Below are 16880 nucleotides of genomic sequence, written 5' to 3'. Positions count from 1 at the left end.
ATCGACAGCGATCGAAGGCGTCGATCGCGGCCCAGTCACTGGCCGGCCGGCAGGTACCGCCGCACCAGCGGAATCTTGATCCCGATTCGTTCTTCCACCACCTCGACGATGACTTTGTCCTCTGGCTGGAGGGCGCCGCCGGCAATGAGAACCCCGATGCCGGCGAGGCCGACGACGACGAGGAACGGGAGGAGCGTCACGGCGGATAGGGAGACGTACTGCCCGAGGACCGCCGCTGGCGGGAGCAAACAGACGGGAAGCAGCACGGCCGTTCGGACGTTCGCCTGCGAGATCGGCGTGATGTCGCAGTACTTCCAGAGGACGCCGTTTATGATCCCGTGGATGAGGAACGACGAGAGCGTCGAAGTGAACGCAGCGCCCATGAAGCTGTACCGGGGGATCAACACGAGGTTCAGGAGGAAGTTGAAGACGAACCCCGTCAGGTTGGCGACGAGGATGAAGTTCGTGTAGCCGATCGCCGACAGCGCCTCGCGGTTCCGTCCGACGGCCGCGCTCAGGAAGAAGCCAACGGAGAGGATCGCGAGCGACGGCGCGGCCGACGTGTACTGTGCCCCGTAGGTGATTCGGATGACGTCGGCGGGGAAGACGAGGAACGCCAGAAAGCCCGGGAACGTGATAACGTACACCCACTTCGTGGTTATCTGGTAGATCCGGTTTATCTCCTCGCGCTCCCCGTCGGCGTCGAGCCGCGAGGCGATCGGGAGGAACATGAAGCCGAACGCCGAAAGGACGATGAGGAGCCCCGCGGCGATGGCGTACGATGCGTCATACAACCCCGCCTCAGCGGTCGACTTGAAGTAGCTCACCATAACGGTATCCGTCTTCGTCAGCAGGAGCGACATCATCGTCGACACGATAAGCGGGGCGGAAAACATGAGCATCTCGCGCACGTGCGTCCGGTGTGGCCCCCTGAGCGGCAGCAGCCGCCGGAGGAGATAATGCCCGAAGAGACACGACAGCGCCGCGGCGATCAGGTACGCGTAGCCGGCCGCGAGCACGCCCATCCCCGCCCAAAGCAGCGCGGCGATGAGTGCGATCCGACCCACGGGGTAGAACAGGTCCTGGACGTAGATCCGGTACACCGTGTTCTCGTAGCCGCGGATGGTGTTGACGACGATCTGCTGGCCGACGACGAACGGGATCGCGACCGCGAACACGCGGACGAGCGCGGCCGCCGACGGCTCGTGAAAGAGGGCCGCGGCAATCCGTCCCGCCGACAGGAAGGCGGCCGCGCCAACGGCAAGGCTTATCGCGCCCGTGAAGACGAGCCCGCCGAGCCAGACCCCGCGCCTGTCGGCGGGCTCGTCGTACCGCGAGAGGTACCGTGGGATCCCCTGCGAGAACCCGACGAGCGCGAACGTGCTCGCGAACGTCAGCACCGCGAGGGCGACGGCGACCTCGCCGTACTTGTCCGGCGAGAGCAGCCGCCCGATGACGATGCGCTCGACCAGCGTCCCGCCGGAGTTGATCACCCCGCCGATGATGATGAGGCTGGCGCTCGACAGGATCACTTTGAGGTCGTCGCCGGTGTCTGCCATTATAGGTACCCAAGGTCTTCGAGTCGTTCCGTGACCTCCTCGTCGTCCGTCGGTTCCACCTCGTCGGTGCCGAAGTCGACGTCGGGGTAGTCACATTCGTCGACGGGAACCGAGAGCAGCCCCCCGGGAACCCGACCCGTCATTCGCGTCGGCACCGGCCTCCCAAGAAGCGCCATGCAGATCGGCGCGACATCCGTGAGCGAGAGCGTCTCCGGGGCGTCCGACTCGAAACCGGGGCCAGTTCCGATGAAGACGCCGTCACGCTTGTGGTCGTAGGTGTCGACCGAGAGGAACCGGCGGCCGTACAGCGAGATCGCGATCTGGTTGTCCATCCCGCGGGGCAGAAACAGCACGTCGTCCGCGCGATCGGCATGCGGGCCATCGTACACCTCCTCGCGGCGTTTGACGAACTCGAACGCCGGCTTCCCGTCGGGCGTGCGGAGCCCCGAGAGGAGATCGACGATGTCGTCCCGCACGGCTTCGTACTCCGACTGGGGGACGATCCCGTCGGGCTCGCGCCCTTCGAGGTTGATCCGAATTCCGAGGCGCGAACTCGACCGACAGTACGCCTTCGAGGCGCGCCAGTCGACGTTTTCGCCGGTCGCGCCGCGCAGCTCCGACGGCGCGAGCGCGAGAAGTCGATCCCCGACGCCGACCCGGCGGGCCGCCGCGTACACATCCGCCGGGGAGACGCCGAGCCGGTCGAGCGCGAGCCCCATCTTCGTCACCGCCCGCGACAGCGCCGTCGGCTCGGTCCCGTCGGACGTCTCAGCGGACGTGAGATCCGCCTTCACTGTGTCCAGCGAATCGTGTGATCGCTCGCTCGTAGTCTCTATGTACCCGTGTCGCCTGAGAACCTCGTTGACGTAGATTCGGTGCCCGCGGGTCGGGCCGATCCCGTGGTCCGAACAGACAACCACGTTGACGTCGTCTTCCACCGCGTCGAGGACATGGCCGACGAGCCTGTCGGCAGTGGCGTACACCTTGCGGAACGCCGCGTCGTCGTCGAAGTTGTGGAACACCGCGTCCGTCTTCTGGACCTGGACGAATGCGAACTCCCAGTCGGTCGAGTCGAGGAACGACAGCGCCGCGCGGCGACGGAGGTCGAGCAGGTCGAGGTAGCCCGCGAGCTTCTCCTCCTTGTCCGTGGACGTCTCGGCGCTGGAGTAGATCCGGTACGGTTCGCCGATGGCCTCGGACAGCTCGTCGCGGACCGCCTCGGGGTAGCCCGGTGAATCTTCCGTCGCGAGGTAGCCGGGGATCAACGCGCCAGAGACCGGCTCCGCAGGGTGCGTCACCGGGACGTTCATGACGGCGACGCTCACGTCCTCGGCGTTCAGGTAGTTCCAGAGCGCGGGCGCGTCGACGTCGTTCCGGGTGATCACGCTCCCCTCGTCGGGGTAGTGGTCGTACTGGAAGAAGCTGTACACGCCGTGGTGGCTCGGGTCGACGCCTGTGTACATCGACGGCCAGGCGCTGCCGGTCCACGGGGGGAACGTCGATCGGAGCGACGCTTCGACGCCGTCCTCGCGGAGCGACTGGAGGTTCGGGGTGACCTCCGCGAACCGATCGAGGTACCGAAAGGCGAGGGCATCGAAGCCGAGGACGACGGTTCGGGGGGTTTCGTCGGTCATCAGTGGCTGATCAGGCTGTACGCCCGCTTCGCCACGTCCATGCTCCGACCCGTGGACTCGACCAGGTAGTACGGGACGAGCTCGGCCCCGAACTTCGCTTTGTACCGGCAGAGCCGCTCCGTGTTCGCGCCCATGAGGTCGTAGGCGTGGACCGAGTCGATCGGTGGATCGTCGATGATGTCCTCGATGATCCGCCAGTGTAGCAGGCTGTTGATGCTCGTCCCGTCGTACGTCGCCCGGGTCCCTCCCTGCCAGAAGTAGGCCATGTCGTTCGAGTACAGGGCGGTGATGCCGCTGAGGTACTCGCCGTCGGGCGTCCGCGCGAGGTAGACGCGGCAGCGGCGCTCGTCGGCGAGCGCGCCGACCAGGTCGCGGACATACGGCCACGACAGCCGGTACTGCTCGTCCTGCTCTTCGTACCTGGACTTCGCGTCCTCGTAGACGAGGCGCGCGCCTTCCAACGGGGGGACGCGTTCGACGACGACGTCGATATCCTTCGCGTCGCGGATTTCGCGGCGCAGACTCTTGCTGAACGACGACAGCAAGTCGTCGGGGTTCGCACCGTCAAGCTGAAGGGTGTAGGTGAAAAACGGTTCGACGCTCAGATCGTTCCAAACGTATGGCCGCGGGTCATCGTACGCCGTGTTACACACCATCCGGAGGAGGCTGAGCGACGAGTCGATCTCAAGTTCTTCGAGCACCTCCTTCGTGAACTCGCGGTTGACCCGCTCCTGCTTTCGGCGCTTTGGACTGGGGGACATGATGACCGGCCCGAGGCGCGGGACGCCCATCGCCGGCGGCGGCGAGAGCATCGCGGTTCCCACGGACTGTTGGCGGAGGACGACCGGGAGGAGCGCGATCGGCTGCTCCCCCTTGAACCCGCCGTACAGTCGAAGTTGCCCGGAGGCGTGCTCGTCGAGGACCGAGAGCGCCGCGGGCGTGTGAAACACCTCGAACCCGGACGACGGCAAGGCGTCTCCCCACGCGTTCAAGTCAAGCTGCTCGACTCTCATTTCCGCTCGTCCCAACAGGCGATCACCACTTTGTTATCCGCCCCTTACCCCGAAATCCCGGGGACGGCACCGGGATGAGGCGGACCGAATCAGGGACGCTTCGCGTGCGCCAGCGACTCGTAGACGGGCCCGAGCGGGCCGACCCATCCCCCGAGTTCCTGTGCGCGTTCGATCAGTCGCTCGTACAGCGATCGGTAGCCGGGGCGGTGGTCGGGGTCGAGGTACGTCGGGTGCCAGAGTACCGTCATGACGGCCCCCTCGTCGCGGGCTTCGCGGAGCAGCCGCTCGCACTCCTCCCACGCTCGCTCGGGGTCGGACTCGACTGGGAGCGTCCGCTCCATGAGCGTCAGCGGGAAGACGACGAACTCGTCGTCGAAGGGGCGGAGCGGGTGATACCCGTGCTGAAAGCCATACGTCGAACTGGAGCCGAGCGTCGAGTCGTACCGCAGGCCGATCTCGGCGTGGTGCCGCCACGTCTCCGGTCGATCGAGATTCAGACAGTGCTGGCGACCGCCGAGCACCTCGTGGCCGAGCACGCGCTCTAAGAGCGCCTTCTCCCGCCGGAGCCGCTCGCGGTCGTCGTACGAACTGTACGAACCGTGCAAACCGACCTCCCAGCCGCCCTCGTCGAGCCGCCGGACGAGACGGTCGATTTCGGGCTTTGCCGGGTCGTACCGCCCGAGGTGTTCGATCCAGTGCTTTGGGTCCGTCCACTCGGCGAGCGGCCGTTCGGTCATCGATTTCTCGCGCAGGAAGTAAAACGACGAGCGGACCCCCAGCTCCGATTCGAGTTCGAGGATGTCGTCGAACACCCAGTAGGGGTTCGCGCCGGGAGTGAGACCGCGAAGTTGTCGGAGGTCGCGGTCACGGTAGGCGTAAAACAGCGCGTGAGCAGCGCGCTTGTAGGGACGGTCCACGTCGTGGGTCAGCCCGAGGACGAACTCGTGCGACCGGATCGGGTCCCCGCACGACGTCATCGCCGGGTCACCGCCGGGACCGACGCTCGCCGCTGCCAATTGTGTACACCCGGTGGTCGGTCTCGTCGAGGTTGAGTGCTTGCCGGCCGTCGACGACGATCATCGAGTCGAGCGACCCCCAGTCGATTGCGTCGAACTCGTCGTGCGCGGTGACGAGCACGGCGGCGTCGAGATCGTACTCGGCGAGGGAGTCGACGTCCGCAGGCGTCGCGCCGAACTCGGCCGGATCGACGAGTGGGTCCGCAGCGAACACATCCGCGCCGAGAGACCGGAACCGGTCGATGATGGGGATCGCGGGCGTCGCGCGCGTCTCTGCGACGTTCGGCCGGTAGGTGACACCGAGCACGAGGATGGCCGCGTCGTCGACGGCGATTCCCTCCTCCGCGAGGCGCTCCGTGACCTTCTCGACGGCGAACGCGGGCATGGAGTCGTTGACCGTCCGGGCGGTCCGGACCAGCGGCGTCTCGTCTTCGACCTGCTGCATGAGGAAGTACGGGTAGTAGGGAATGCAGTGGCCGCCGACGCCCGCGCCGGGCGTGTGGATGTCACAGAACGACTGGGTGTTCGCCGCGTCGATCGCCTCGTTGACGTCGAGGTCGAGTTCGTCGGCCAGCCGTGCGAGTTCGTTCGCCAGCGCGATGTTCACGTCGCGGTACAGTCCCTCGAACACCTTCACGGCCTCGGCGGTTGTCACGTCCGAGACGGGGATCACGTCGTTTTCCGTGATCTCGCCGTAGATGAGTTCGGCGACGCGCGTGCTCTCGTCGTCCGCGCCGCCGACGATCTTCGGGTGCTCCCTCCGGATCTTCCGCAGCGCCTTTCCGCTCGTGGTCCGCTCGGGGCAAAAGGCTAACCCGAAGTCGCCGACCGAGAGGCCGCTCTCGTGTTCGACAATCGGCAGCAGGCGGTCGCGGCACGTCCCCGGCGGAACCGTGCACTCGACGATGATCGTGTCGCCCGGGTCGAGTTCGCGTGCGATCGTCTCCGTCACTGATTCGAGCGCGTCGAGATCGACCTCCTTGTCGTCGGTGACGAGCGTCGGCACAATGATCACGTGGACGCTCGCGTCGTCGGCCGCCGCGGCGGCGTCCGCCGTCGCGGAGAGCGCGCCGCGTTCGACCTGCGCCTCGACCAGTTCTGCGAGTCCCGGCTCCCGATTGATGTGGCACCCGCCCCCGTTGATCGTCTCGACGACCGACTCGTCGATGTCGACGCCGGTAAGGTTACCAGTCGTCTCGGCGTACACCGCCGCGAGGGGGAGTCCCATTTTGCCGAGGCCGTAGATGGCAACCGGCACCGAGCCATCGGTGAACGCGATCCGCTGGGCCTGCGTCGAGTGCTCCGAGCCGTACAGGCCGACACCGCGGAAGACGCTCACTGCTGAATCACCTCCTCTCTGCGCTCCGAGCGCATCGCCTGCCGGTCGATCTCGCAGGTGACCTCGATCGCGCGTAGCGCGTCCTCGGCCGTGACCCTCGGGGTCGTTCCCTCGCGTGACGCCTCGATGAAGGAGGCGATCTCGTCGCGGAGGGGCTCGCTCCGTTCGACCATCGGCTCTTCGACGATGCTTTCGTGGCGGTAGCGGATCTCGCCGTCGTCCTTCACGTACTCCGGCAGCGAGTTCCGGTGGATGTGCACCGACTGGGAAGTGTAGTCGATGTCGATCCGGCAGTCGGTCGCCGTGACGCTGAGCGTGCGAATCTTTTTCTGAGTGAGGCGGCTCGCGGTGAGGTTGGCGACGACGCCGTTTTCGAACCGCAGGTTCGCCGTTGCGTACTGCGTGCCGCGCGTGCCGCATGCGGACACCGTGTCGAGGTCCGCGTCGACGAGCGACAACAGCACGTCGACGTCGTGGATCATGAGATCCATCACGACGCTGTCGTCGAGTTCGCGGTCGAGCGGCGGGCCGAGCCGGTGGGCCTCAATCGCGATCACGTCCAGGTCCTGGAGGATTTCCGCCAGCGCATCGATCGCCGGGTTGAACCGCTCGACGTGGCCGACCTGGATCGTCACGCCCGCCTCGGCGGCGCGCGACGCCAGCTCCCGCCCGGCGTCGAGGTCGTCGACGAACGGCTTCTCGACGAGCGCGTCGACGCCGGCGTCGATGCAGTCGCGGACGATCGGCGCGTGGTGGCTTGTCGGGACGGCGACGGAGACAAGATCCGCTGCGGCGAGCAGATCCTCTTGTGAGCGCGCGACCGTGCCGTGGGCGGCCGCGATCGACTCTGCCCGCGTCGAATCGGCGTCCGCGACGCCGACGAGGTCGACGCCCGGCAGTTCGTCATACACGCGGACGTGGTTTCTCCCCATGTGACCGACGCCGATCACGCCGGCGGCCGTGGGCGCGTCGTCGCTCACCTCGTCGGTGGTCACCGACTCGTCGTCTCTCACGCGGCCACCTCCTTGGCGTGTTCCGCCACCGCGTCGCCGATCCGCTCCACGTCCGCCTCGGAGAGCTTCGGATGGACAGGAAGCGACAGGACCGACGCTGCCGCGTGCTCCGCGTTCGGCGCGTCGTGGTCGACGTCGGCGTACGCCGGCTGTTCGTGGATAGGCGTCGGGTAGTACACCCCGGAGCCGATGTCGAGGTCGCCGAGCGCCGCTCGGAGGCCGTCTCGGTCTGGGCACCGGACGGTGTACTGGTGGTACACGTGCCGGTACCCCGCCGGTTCGAGGGGCGTCTCCACGGGCGCGTCCGAGAGCAGTTCGTCAAGGCGGGCGGCGTTCTCCCGTCGGGCGCGGTTGTAGCCGGGGAGTTTTTCCAGCTGCGCGCGGCCGATCGCCGCCGCGATGCTCGTCATGCGGAAGTTGTGTCCGACCTCGACGTGTTCGTACCCCGACGTCGCCCGGCCGTGGTTGACGAACCGCGCCGCCCGCTCCGCGACGTCGTCGCGGTCGGTGACGACCATGCCGCCCTCGCCCGTCGTCATGTTCTTCGTCGGGTAGAAGGAAAAGCAGGCAGCGTCGCCGAAGGTGCCGACCCGCTCGCCGTCGACGGCCGCGCCGTGGGCCTGCGCCGCGTCCTCGACGAGGAGCAGGTCGTACTCGTCCGCGAGTTCTCGGAGGCGCGGCGCGTCGGCCGGGAGGCCGTACAGGTGGACGGCGAGCACCGCATCGAGGTCTACGCCGTCACGGAGCGCGGCCACGAGCGCGTCCGGGTCGAGGTTGTACGTGCGCGGATCGACGTCGAGAAAGACCGGCTCCGCGCCGCACAGGCGGATCGCGTTCGCGCTCGCGATGAACGAAAAGGGCGTCGTGGCGACCCGGTCGCCCGGGCCGATCCCCAGCGCGGCGAGCGCGACGTGGAGCGCGGTCGTCCCGTTGGACGTCGCGACGCCGTGGGTCGCCCCGCAGAAGTCGGCAAACTCGTCCTCGAAGGCGCGGACCTCCGGGCCGTCCGCGAGCTGCCCGTTCTCCAGCACGGTCGCGACGCGGCCGCGTTCTTCCTGTCCGACGTCCGGATTCGCGATGGGAATCATTCGAGCGCGTTCCCCCCGGAAAGCTCCTCCGGAAGCGGTTCGTGCGACGCCGGCGCGCCCAGGGCGAGCGTCTCCGGCGGGACGTCCCCCGTCACGATCGCGCCGGCGGCGACGAACGCCCCCTCGCCGACCGTGACGCCCGGGAGGATCGTCGCGTTCGCCCCGACGGAGACGTCGTCGCGGAGCGTCGGGCCGGCCAGTTCCGTCGCCGTCCGGATCGGGAACGGATCGTTCGTCAGCGTCGCCGCGGGGCCGACGAACACCCGATCGCCGATTTCGGTCTGCGCGGGGACGTACGCGTTCGTCTGGAGGCTCACGTGCGATCCGACGGTTGTGTGGCCGTCGATGACCGCGTTCGTGCCGATGAGCACGTCGTCGCCGAGCGTCGTATGCTCGCGAACGAGCGCGTTGTGACCCGTCTGGAGGTCGTCCCCGGCGGTCACGTCGGTGTAGATGACGGTGCCAGCGCGAACCGTCGCATTCTCGCCAAGAACCGTCGGATTCCCGCCGTCCCCGTGAGGGTGATCGAGTACCGCCGTCTCATGGATCCGGGCGTCGCCCCCCGCGTCCGCATGCGTCATCGACTCCCCCCCGAGAACCGACCGAGAGGGACGCGTTCCCTATCGCCGATGTCGTATAGTTCCATCATGAATACGTGTACCGCGGCCAGATTCTCCGCGATCCGGCCAGGGCTCATCCGAGACCTACACCGATCGCCGCTTTGTTATTCGCCGCCTGTGACGCCGGTATGAGCAGCTTTACCGGTGGGCGGCGATCGACGCGGAAAAGGTGTCAGACGGACGGCTATCGGGACCGAGAGGGCCCGGACGGTAGCCGGCGGATAGTAAAGAGGCCGTCGTGCGGATACAATAGCATGCGCCGGCAGCGCCATCGGACCGTCGACGAACGCCATCCCGTAGCCCGGACGACGAATCGACGATGACGGCCGACGAGACGCTCGCGAAGGGAACGCTCTTCGATCTACTCTGCAACCGTCGTCGTCTGGAGATCATCAAGTACCTCCGCACGAACGGGCGACAGGGACGGCTGAATCCGATAATCGACTACGTTGCGGCCACGGAGAACGGGAAGCAACCGACCGAACTCACCAGGGCAGAACGCCGCCGGGTATACGTATCTGTCTACCAGACGCACCTGCCGATGCTCGAAGAACACGGCGTCGTCGAGTGGGACCAGTCGGAGAACGTCGTCAGACTGTGCGCCGACTCGGACGTCGAGCGGTACCTCGACTATCAGGACGACAGCGGCCTCCCGTGGCACTGGTGTTATCTCGGCGTCGCGGCCGCGAGCGTCGCGGTCGTCGGTGCGTGGGTTCTCGGCGTCATCGCGCTCGGCAGCGCGTCGATCTCGTGGGCGCTCGCGCTCGTCAGCATAGCGGTGCTCGGACTGGTGCTCATCCGCTATGTCCTCGAACGGCGGGCGCGTGCGTTCCCCTCGCTGTAGGGCGCGTATTTTTAAATTCTGCCGACGGCCGCACCCGTCGTTGACATCCTCCACGCGCCTAAAGGTGTCCCAGAACGCTTCGCGTTCTGGTGTGCAGACGAGACGCGGAGCGTCTCGTCAACGCGGGAATTCCCACACTCGGGGTCTGGCAGTAACGCTACTCCCGACGTGAGCGACTTTCTCCTACCCGTGGATACTCCGGTCTGTGCGCACTTCTTTGGGACTGTCGTGAGAGCGTGGTGACTCCAGCCATTCGTGGCTGTCCCACTCGGATCGCACGGGCCGTGCCATCGGCCGTGGTACGTCTGTGTGCCGTCTCAGGAACGATTCGAGGCCACGCCAGCGTGTCCCTCGAACCCGCACGAACACGTGAGCGTGTCCTGATGCCGAATCGTGTTCATGGTCGAACCGCAATTCGGACACGTCTTCGAAGTCCACGCTTCCGAGCGAATCTCCACCGAGATACCGCACTCCTCGGCGGTACACGCCAGTTGGTCGATGAACACGCGGAACGTCCAGAAGTTGTGTGTCTTCTCGTTCACCCGAACCGACCAGTGTGTTTTCAGTACGTCGGTTAAGTCCCCGATGTACACGGTCGCAACGCCTTCGCTGTGCAACTTCTTGATGAGGTCGCGTACCAGCGCGTTCTGTGCGTGGTCGCGTCGTCGCATTCGTTGGCGGTACAGTCACCGAATCTGGTTCGAGGAGTCCCGGCCTTCGCAGAGCTTCGACTGTATGCGAGCGATTTCCCACGTCGTTTCGCGGAACCGCTCGAACAGGGAGCGTCCTTCATACAGATACTGCTGGCCGGTCGTGGTCGTACAGGCGACGAGGTTGTTCGCACCAATATCCAGCGCAGCGGTTTCGTCCGCCAGTGGTGAATCCAGTCGAGAATGGTTGACGGTGACCGAAGCGAACCCTGCCAGAGTCGCAGACAAAGCGAGCGCCGGGGCGTCGAACTCGAACGAACGCTCCCGGCCACGCTCAGCCGACGGAGAGCCAGATATGGAGTTCCTGATCCGCGTTCTGCTCGTTGGGGTTCGCGGGCGAATTGCCTTCGTACAGGAGATACTGGAGCCGGAGGTTATTGCCGGTCATCGTCGGCACGACGGCGTGGCGGATCTCCGCCGTCTCCCCGGCGGCGACGCGCTGGCTAAACCTGTCCAGCTCCGTCCGCTGTTCGACGTTCCCGTCGGAGTTGACCTCCTGGAGCTGAATGACAATCGTGTACTGCGTCGCGTCCGCGCCGTTGTTCTCGATGCTCGCGACGAGCGGCACCGACTCGCCGCTCCCCACGTTGGAGGGATACCCCCCCGCGACGAGGTCGCCCGAGTCGGATTCGGTCAAGAGCGAGAACTCAGTGTGCTCTGCTCCCTGCGGCGGGACGGCGAGCGCGTACGCGAAACTGCTCGCAGCGGCGATGACGCCGACAAGGAGGATGAGCGCCAGCAGCGTCTCACGCCCGTCAGTCCGATCCGCCCGCCGCCGAACCGCGCCGGCCCACGCGCCGACCGGCAGGCGGAACCGCTCTGCGTCCGGGAGCCGAAAGCGTCTGATCGCGCCGAGGACGGCGGCGGCGAAGATGAAGCCGCCGACGACGCTCAGCGTCGTCTGCAGCGTGATTGCGCCGGCGGTTCCAAGCGCGAGCAACAGAACGGGGACGAGAAGGAGGCTCACACCGAACGATAGCGCGAACCGTTCGCCGAGGGTGATTCCGCGCACGTTCCGCCCGCCGGAAGCTGCCACTTGCTCACGCGCGCTCCGTCGGGGGAACAGGACGGTGAGCAGGGCGTATCCTGGAAGGAACAGGACGAACGGTAATCCTAGAAGAAACCGGAGCGGCGACGTCGCCGCCGGCGTCATCGTATCGAGCAGGATCACGCCCGCCGTCCAGGCGAAGACGATCGCGATGTCGATCGGAACGGCCCACGTCGCCGACACCCTGGGTGCCGATTCGTGCGTCTGCGGCTTCATGGGTTAAGCGGCGAGTCCGGCGTGTCAGCGGCGGTGTTCCGGGCACCGAACCCGGCTCTCTGCGCTCGTACGCGTCGCGTCACACTCGTCCGATTCATGGTTACTCTGTGTCGGACCGTCGGTGGTATTGTTATGTTCCGGCTACCGGAGCCGCTCCCGCGACGGCTCCTTGTGGTTTCCCGGCAACTCCGACTCCGCCCAACCGGTCACGGTTCGAAGTACTGGCTCTCCCAGTCTCTCCGCTCAACCATCGCCTCGCGACCGTCGTCCGTGATCGCATAATAGTTCGTTCGGCGATCGAGCTGCCCTTTCTCGACCAGGTCTTTGGTGACCAGCGTGTCGAGGTTCGGATACAGCCGCCCGTGATTGATTTCGCTGTCGTAGTAATCTTCGAGCTCTTCTTTCACGTTCTGTCCCGACGGTCTGTCGAACCCGCTGATAACGTACAGCAAGTCCCGCTGGAACCCACTCAGGTAGTACATGTGTGTCAGTTCTGACTGGCTATTGGCGTGAGGGGGTAATTGTTATCCATTTCATACTGGCGTTATGGGTTCGGGTACTGATTCCGGTCGCCCCAGAGCGCGAGAAACCGCTCGAACAGGTCGTCGGTGAGACCGATGCTGACGTTCAGTTCGTTCTCCCCCGGATCCACGTCGATGTGTTTGAACGGCATCTCCGAGAGAAGCTGGAGCAGGTGGTACGGCCCGTCGCCGTACTGGTGAGGCGTTACCTCGAATCCACTTTCGGTGACGTCTACCTCAACGTGCTCGAACGTCGTTCGATACACCTTCTGTCGGGCCGAGTCGGCGTCGAACTCGAACGACTCGACTAGGAGTTCGTTATCGAGGAGCGTGTTGATCCGGCGATAGACCGTGGCCGGTGAGACGTCGCAGTGTTCCGTCAGTTCCTTCGCCGTCATCGGTTCGCTCGCGGCCGCCGAGAGGATGACGCGCGAACACTCGTCTCCGAGGGCGTCTAACACGTCCGACGCCGCGGGCTCATCCTCGTAACTGTTCCGAACCGCTCCCGTCATGCCGTTTGATAGTTTACCGGACATCGATTGATTCGAACTGTATTGTCATATTCTCTCGTCCCGTTCGGTTGCTGCGCGGTAGGGCGTTTTCGGAGGAAGCCCCGACGCAGGGGCGTCCGTGCACGCCGACGTGAAGTTACCGCGGGCGAGGGGGACGAAAGTCGGACGCGTTCCGGAAGACGAGTTGAACGTGTTCCGAAAGACGGAATCCACTCGGCTTCGCCGAATGGCCGTCCTCGTGTCGACCCCCTCTGGGTGCGGATATTCGTCAACGCCGTCATTGCATAAGTACTTGGGTCCTTTCGATAGTTCAGTTTCAGTAAGCATAGAATAGAACTAGAAAAGCCTAAATTTCGACGTGAACTATAGGGTTAACTAGAGACTAATCAGCTGGAGAGAGGGTTCGAGGAAGCGGTCAAAACCGCTAGAATCACGGGACACGCCCGGAATCCCCGAGAAAGGCGAGATTACACGGGAGAAACGAGAGGAGAAATCTCGGAACGGTACTCGTCGTTTATACTGTCGCCCCTCCCAGTCCCGCCGGATGACGACGCGGAAGCGGTCTCACGCGACCGACGGTCTGTTGCCTCGCCGCCTCGAGGCGGCCGCGAAGCCGTCGCGTCGTCTTCGACCTTCCCGCCGCAGCGGGTCTTTCCGCCGCAGCGGGAGGCCAACCCACACGCAGGCAGAGAGGGTGTTCATACAGATGGTCAACAACTACGATTGGCACGAGACGGAGGAAGCGACGACGAACCGATTCTGCGAGAACTGCGGCCGACACGTGACCCGGACGTTCGCTCGGGTGTTTGGCGACAACCTGGACACCGTCCACGGCTGTATCCACTGCACGACGTCGCGCGAGCGGCAGACAGCCGACCACATGCCGCAGACGATCGAGCAGTGATCGAGGGGGGAGGCGCTCGGCTCGTTTTTTAATTTTAGCTTTTTTGACTATCCACCAAAACAGCTATGTGTCGGTGGCCAGATGGTCTACGGTGACGAATATGAGCCGCACCGGGCTGGGGAGGCTAATCACCCGTACCGTCTACGAAAGCATCTCGACCGTCGCACGAAGGGTACGGTCGACCGTCGGGACGGAGGGAAAGACGCGGCGGCCGGACGATGGTCCCGGGCAGGAAGCCGACGATCGGACGACGACCGTCACTCGCGAGAGCCTGTATCTCCTGTCGAAGAACGGTGACGTCGAAATTGTCGGCGGAGCGGAGCAGAGTCGGACAACTCCGGACGAGATGTTCGCGTCCGCCCGCCCGCTCCGCATGTACATCGACACCTTCCCAATAGCCAGGCTCACGTGGAGCCGATACTACGCCGGTCTTGCGAGCACCGGCCTCGTAGTCGTCCTCAGCAAGTACGTCTCGGTACCAGTCGTTTCGAACGTCAACAGGGTGGTGTCGCTCCCGCTCCTGTTCTGTCTCCTCGCGTGTAGCGCGCTGTACCAGCTCTACACGCGCGTCGACGTGCCCTCGCACGCGTAAATTCGGGGTTACCCCACAATCTCCGAGACCGGAGCGCGGCCGTTCGACGCGGGAACGATACGTTGGCCGTCCGGTAATTGTTCATTACGGGAGTGTGTTGGGCCCCTATACGCCCGAAACCGGCCGCCACGGGGTATTAAACCGGCATGAGAAGCCAAGCATAGTACTGATACAAGAACGACCGTACCTAACACCTAACGCATTAACCGACCACTACCCTCCGCACGGCCAGAAAAGGTAGCTAAGATGGCAATTAACGTGAACACGAAACGGGAGCTCGACGAGGCCGAAGCGTTCCACATCCTGGGTAACGACCGACGGCGAGCGGCGATAAAGCGGCTCGCTCAAAGCAGCGGAAGCATTACCGTCTCGGAGCTCGCAGAACGCATCGCGGAAGAAGAAGCGGATAGCACGGCGGAGGCCGAAGACCTCTACAAGAGCGTCTACGTCTCGCTCCGGCAAACGCACCTCCCGAAGCTGGCCTCCCAGGGTATCATCGAGTACGATCCGGGGTCGCAGACGATCCACCCCGGAACGCGGATGGACGAGATACGCGTATACACGAGTAGTCCGAGCAGATTCGAGGCCCTCCAGCGCTCTGCGTACCTGCTCGTGAGCCTCGTCGGCCTCCTCGCCGTCGTTGGGGCGCAGTTCGGCGTGCCTGGATTTGGCTTCCTGCCAGTCGAAGTGTGGGCGGTGTTCTTCCTCCTTCTCATCGTCGGACTGAGCCTCTATCAGAGCTACACCTGAGAGTCGACGGGTAGCGGAGCCGTCACAGCCGCCAGTTTTCAAACACGGAGATGTCGGGGAGGTCCGCGATGCCGTGGTGGGTCCCGCGGTACGCGGCGTCGTCGACCGCTTGTGCGAACGCGGGGACGGTCGGGTACTCACGGACGGTGAGCACGCGGCCGTCGGATGATTCGAACACCACCTCGACGGAGCCGTCGTCGTGCTCGTACTGATCGCCCTTCGCGGGGGTCTGGGGCGGCTGTGACTCCATGACGGGTAGGTCGAGTCCGACGCGCAAAGGTTTTTCCTCGGCAGGAAATCAATCCCTAGTCTCGTCCACCTCCCCGGAGAACGGGGAGCGCGAGGCCGGAGGCTCGCGGCCGCGGAGGCAGATGAGGTTCTCCCGGCCGATCCGCAGTTTCGTGATCTCGCCCTCCTCGTCCAGCTTCGAGAGGAGGCGGCTGACCTTCGCCTTCGACCAGTCGACCTGTTCGACGATCTGCGACTGTTTTACCCGTCCGTCGTGATCCTCGACGAGTTGTCTGATCCGATCTTTGTCAGTGGGGACCCGCTCGCGCTCGGAGATCGGTGCGTCGATCGACCGGGGCGTGGCGCGAACGCCAGAAAAGCGCTGATACACCGCGAGGCCGACGCTGACGAGGATCGTCACGAGGCTCAAGATGAGGGCTACGACGTCGATCCCGTCTAGGGTTCCGGCGAGTCCGACGACCGTCCACGCGGGCGATGACGGCTGTGCAGGAGACGACGCGTGCTGTGCGGCGTGATGCGGCGGTCGATCGGCGTGCGGCGTCAGATCCCCGTGAGCGAGGAAGATCGCTAGCGTGAACTCGGACGGTCGCGTCCGTTCCGCCGGGAGGTGCTCGGCAGCGTCCGCGTCGACGAGCGAGGCCGCGCCGTCGCCGAGTTCGTGCAGGTTTCCGACGAATTCGCCGGATCCGTTGACCGCGCCGTCAGCCCCGATCCCTCCCTGCGTCTGACCGACGCGATCGACACCCGTCGCCCCGTTGGCCGGCGCGGCGGGTCCCTCGGTCGCGGCGGCCGTCCCGTGACCGCCTCCGGTCGCGGCGACGACGAACGCCACGCACGCGAGCGCGAACACGATCCAGATCCACCTTCTCGTAGGCTGTTCATCCCTCATCGTCTTAGCTGGCGTCTCTCATGCGGTCATTCGAGGCACACCCGAGTTGTCTCCGCCGTCGCGACCGATACGACGCCGGACTGTTCGGTATTCTTGCTGACAGACAAGCGCGGACGTTATATTCTTTTTCCCGCTTCTCAGTACGAAAAACGATATTTTGTCGTATTTTCTCTGATACGAGAGCGTTGGTCGAAAGAGAGCGTCTCGGCCACCGATGTGTTTCGAGCGGTGATTCGGGCGCACTCATGAGCGAACGGCTCGTCGGTCGAGCGACTCGGAACGGTACCGGATGAGGTAGGGGGAGGGGGGGGGGAGGGGCGGAGTCGGTGTGTCACTCCTCCGCCATGCACTAGCAATGAATCC

At 65.1% G+C, this 16880-nt stretch carries 17 protein-coding genes and 1 pseudogene; 4 read left to right on the top strand and 14 right to left on the bottom strand.

Translation table 11 applies throughout. The annotated features are described in order from the left end of the window. Positions 1–35: 35 nt before the first annotated feature. From C3L37_RS21875 to C3L37_RS21840, 8 genes are all read right to left on the bottom strand, one after another. Complete coding sequence (locus C3L37_RS21875) at positions 36–1559, bottom strand: flippase (protein WP_129116669.1); 1524 nt, start codon at positions 1557–1559, stop codon at positions 36–38. Next, positions 1559–3193 (bottom strand): alkaline phosphatase family protein, encoded by a 1635-nt coding sequence (locus C3L37_RS21870; RefSeq protein WP_129116668.1) that lies wholly within the window; start codon positions 3191–3193, stop codon positions 1559–1561. Before C3L37_RS21870 ends, C3L37_RS21875 begins: the two co-directional genes overlap by 1 nt. Next, positions 3193–4206 (bottom strand): GNAT family N-acetyltransferase, encoded by a 1014-nt coding sequence (locus tag C3L37_RS21865; protein ID WP_129116667.1) that lies wholly within the window; start codon positions 4204–4206, stop codon positions 3193–3195. Before C3L37_RS21865 ends, C3L37_RS21870 begins: the two co-directional genes overlap by 1 nt. An 89-nt stretch (positions 4207–4295) precedes the next feature. Then, positions 4296–5183, bottom strand: a complete 888-nt coding sequence (locus tag C3L37_RS21860) for a polysaccharide deacetylase family protein (RefSeq protein WP_129116666.1) — start codon at positions 5181–5183, stop codon at positions 4296–4298. A 7-nt stretch (positions 5184–5190) separates the two neighbouring features. After that, positions 5191–6561 carry a nucleotide sugar dehydrogenase gene (locus tag C3L37_RS21855; protein WP_228546428.1) on the bottom strand — a complete coding sequence of 457 codons (1371 nt, stop codon included), beginning with the start codon at positions 6559–6561 and terminating at the stop codon, positions 5191–5193. Beyond that, on the bottom strand, positions 6558–7574 hold the full coding sequence (locus tag C3L37_RS21850; RefSeq protein ID WP_129116664.1) for a Gfo/Idh/MocA family protein: 1017 nt from the start codon (positions 7572–7574) through the stop codon (positions 6558–6560). The genes C3L37_RS21855 and C3L37_RS21850 overlap by 4 nt, the downstream gene beginning before the upstream one ends. Then, on the bottom strand, positions 7571–8662 hold the full coding sequence (locus C3L37_RS21845; protein ID WP_129116663.1) for a DegT/DnrJ/EryC1/StrS family aminotransferase: 1092 nt from the start codon (positions 8660–8662) through the stop codon (positions 7571–7573). The genes C3L37_RS21850 and C3L37_RS21845 overlap by 4 nt, the downstream gene beginning before the upstream one ends. Then, on the bottom strand, positions 8659–9243 hold the full coding sequence (locus C3L37_RS21840) for an acyltransferase (RefSeq protein ID WP_129116662.1): 585 nt from the start codon (positions 9241–9243) through the stop codon (positions 8659–8661). Before C3L37_RS21840 ends, C3L37_RS21845 begins: the two co-directional genes overlap by 4 nt. 358 nt (positions 9244–9601) lie before the next feature. Here C3L37_RS21840 and C3L37_RS21835 point away from each other — a divergent pair, with 358 nt between their 5' ends. Next, on the top strand, positions 9602–10126 hold the full coding sequence (locus tag C3L37_RS21835) for a DUF7344 domain-containing protein (protein WP_129116661.1): 525 nt from the start codon (positions 9602–9604) through the stop codon (positions 10124–10126). Positions 10127–10309: 183 nt separating this feature from the next. Here the strand turns inward: C3L37_RS21835 and C3L37_RS21830 are convergent. From C3L37_RS21830 to C3L37_RS21815, 4 genes and pseudogenes are all read right to left on the bottom strand, one after another. Continuing rightward, positions 10310–11148, bottom strand: a pseudogene (locus C3L37_RS21830) (transposase); the annotation flags it as partial. Next, positions 11111–11989 carry a DUF1616 domain-containing protein gene (locus C3L37_RS21825; RefSeq protein ID WP_267195354.1) on the bottom strand — a complete coding sequence of 293 codons (879 nt, stop codon included), beginning with the start codon at positions 11987–11989 and terminating at the stop codon, positions 11111–11113. The pseudogene C3L37_RS21830 and the gene C3L37_RS21825, both read right to left, overlap by 38 nt. 317 nt (positions 11990–12306) lie before the next feature. Then, positions 12307–12582 (bottom strand): PadR family transcriptional regulator, encoded by a 276-nt coding sequence (locus C3L37_RS21820; protein ID WP_129116659.1) that lies wholly within the window; start codon positions 12580–12582, stop codon positions 12307–12309. A gap of 62 nt (positions 12583–12644) precedes the next feature. Then, positions 12645–13133 (bottom strand): helix-turn-helix domain-containing protein, encoded by a 489-nt coding sequence (locus C3L37_RS21815; RefSeq protein ID WP_129116658.1) that lies wholly within the window; start codon positions 13131–13133, stop codon positions 12645–12647. A 706-nt stretch (positions 13134–13839) separates the two neighbouring features. Here C3L37_RS21815 and C3L37_RS21810 point away from each other — a divergent pair. From C3L37_RS21810 to C3L37_RS21800, 3 genes are all read left to right on the top strand, one after another. Beyond that, complete coding sequence (locus C3L37_RS21810; RefSeq protein ID WP_129116657.1) at positions 13840–14037, top strand: DUF7563 family protein; 198 nt, start codon at positions 13840–13842, stop codon at positions 14035–14037. A 91-nt stretch (positions 14038–14128) separates the two neighbouring features. Further along, complete coding sequence (locus tag C3L37_RS21805) at positions 14129–14629, top strand: hypothetical protein (RefSeq protein WP_129116656.1); 501 nt, start codon at positions 14129–14131, stop codon at positions 14627–14629. Positions 14630–14875: 246 nt separating this feature from the next. After that, positions 14876–15379 (top strand): DUF7344 domain-containing protein, encoded by a 504-nt coding sequence (locus tag C3L37_RS21800; RefSeq protein ID WP_129116655.1) that lies wholly within the window; start codon positions 14876–14878, stop codon positions 15377–15379. A gap of 22 nt (positions 15380–15401) precedes the next feature. Here C3L37_RS21800 and C3L37_RS21795 read toward each other — a convergent pair whose 3' ends face one another. Next, positions 15402–15629, bottom strand: coding sequence for a hypothetical protein (locus C3L37_RS21795; protein WP_129116654.1), 228 nt, complete (start codon positions 15627–15629; stop codon positions 15402–15404). A 48-nt stretch (positions 15630–15677) separates the two neighbouring features. Continuing rightward, the gene (locus C3L37_RS25175; RefSeq protein ID WP_228546427.1) at positions 15678–16478 is read right to left on the bottom strand and encodes a helix-turn-helix transcriptional regulator; all 801 of its coding nucleotides are present in this window, start codon (positions 16476–16478) and stop codon (positions 15678–15680) included. Positions 16479–16880: the final 402 nt, after the last annotated feature.

Source organism: Halegenticoccus tardaugens (assembly GCF_004116405.1).
Taxonomy (GTDB): Archaea; Halobacteriota; Halobacteria; order Halobacteriales; family Haloferacaceae; genus Halegenticoccus; species Halegenticoccus tardaugens.
Note: the sequence above shows the minus strand (reverse complement) of the source record. Positions and strands in the feature narration are given on the sequence as shown.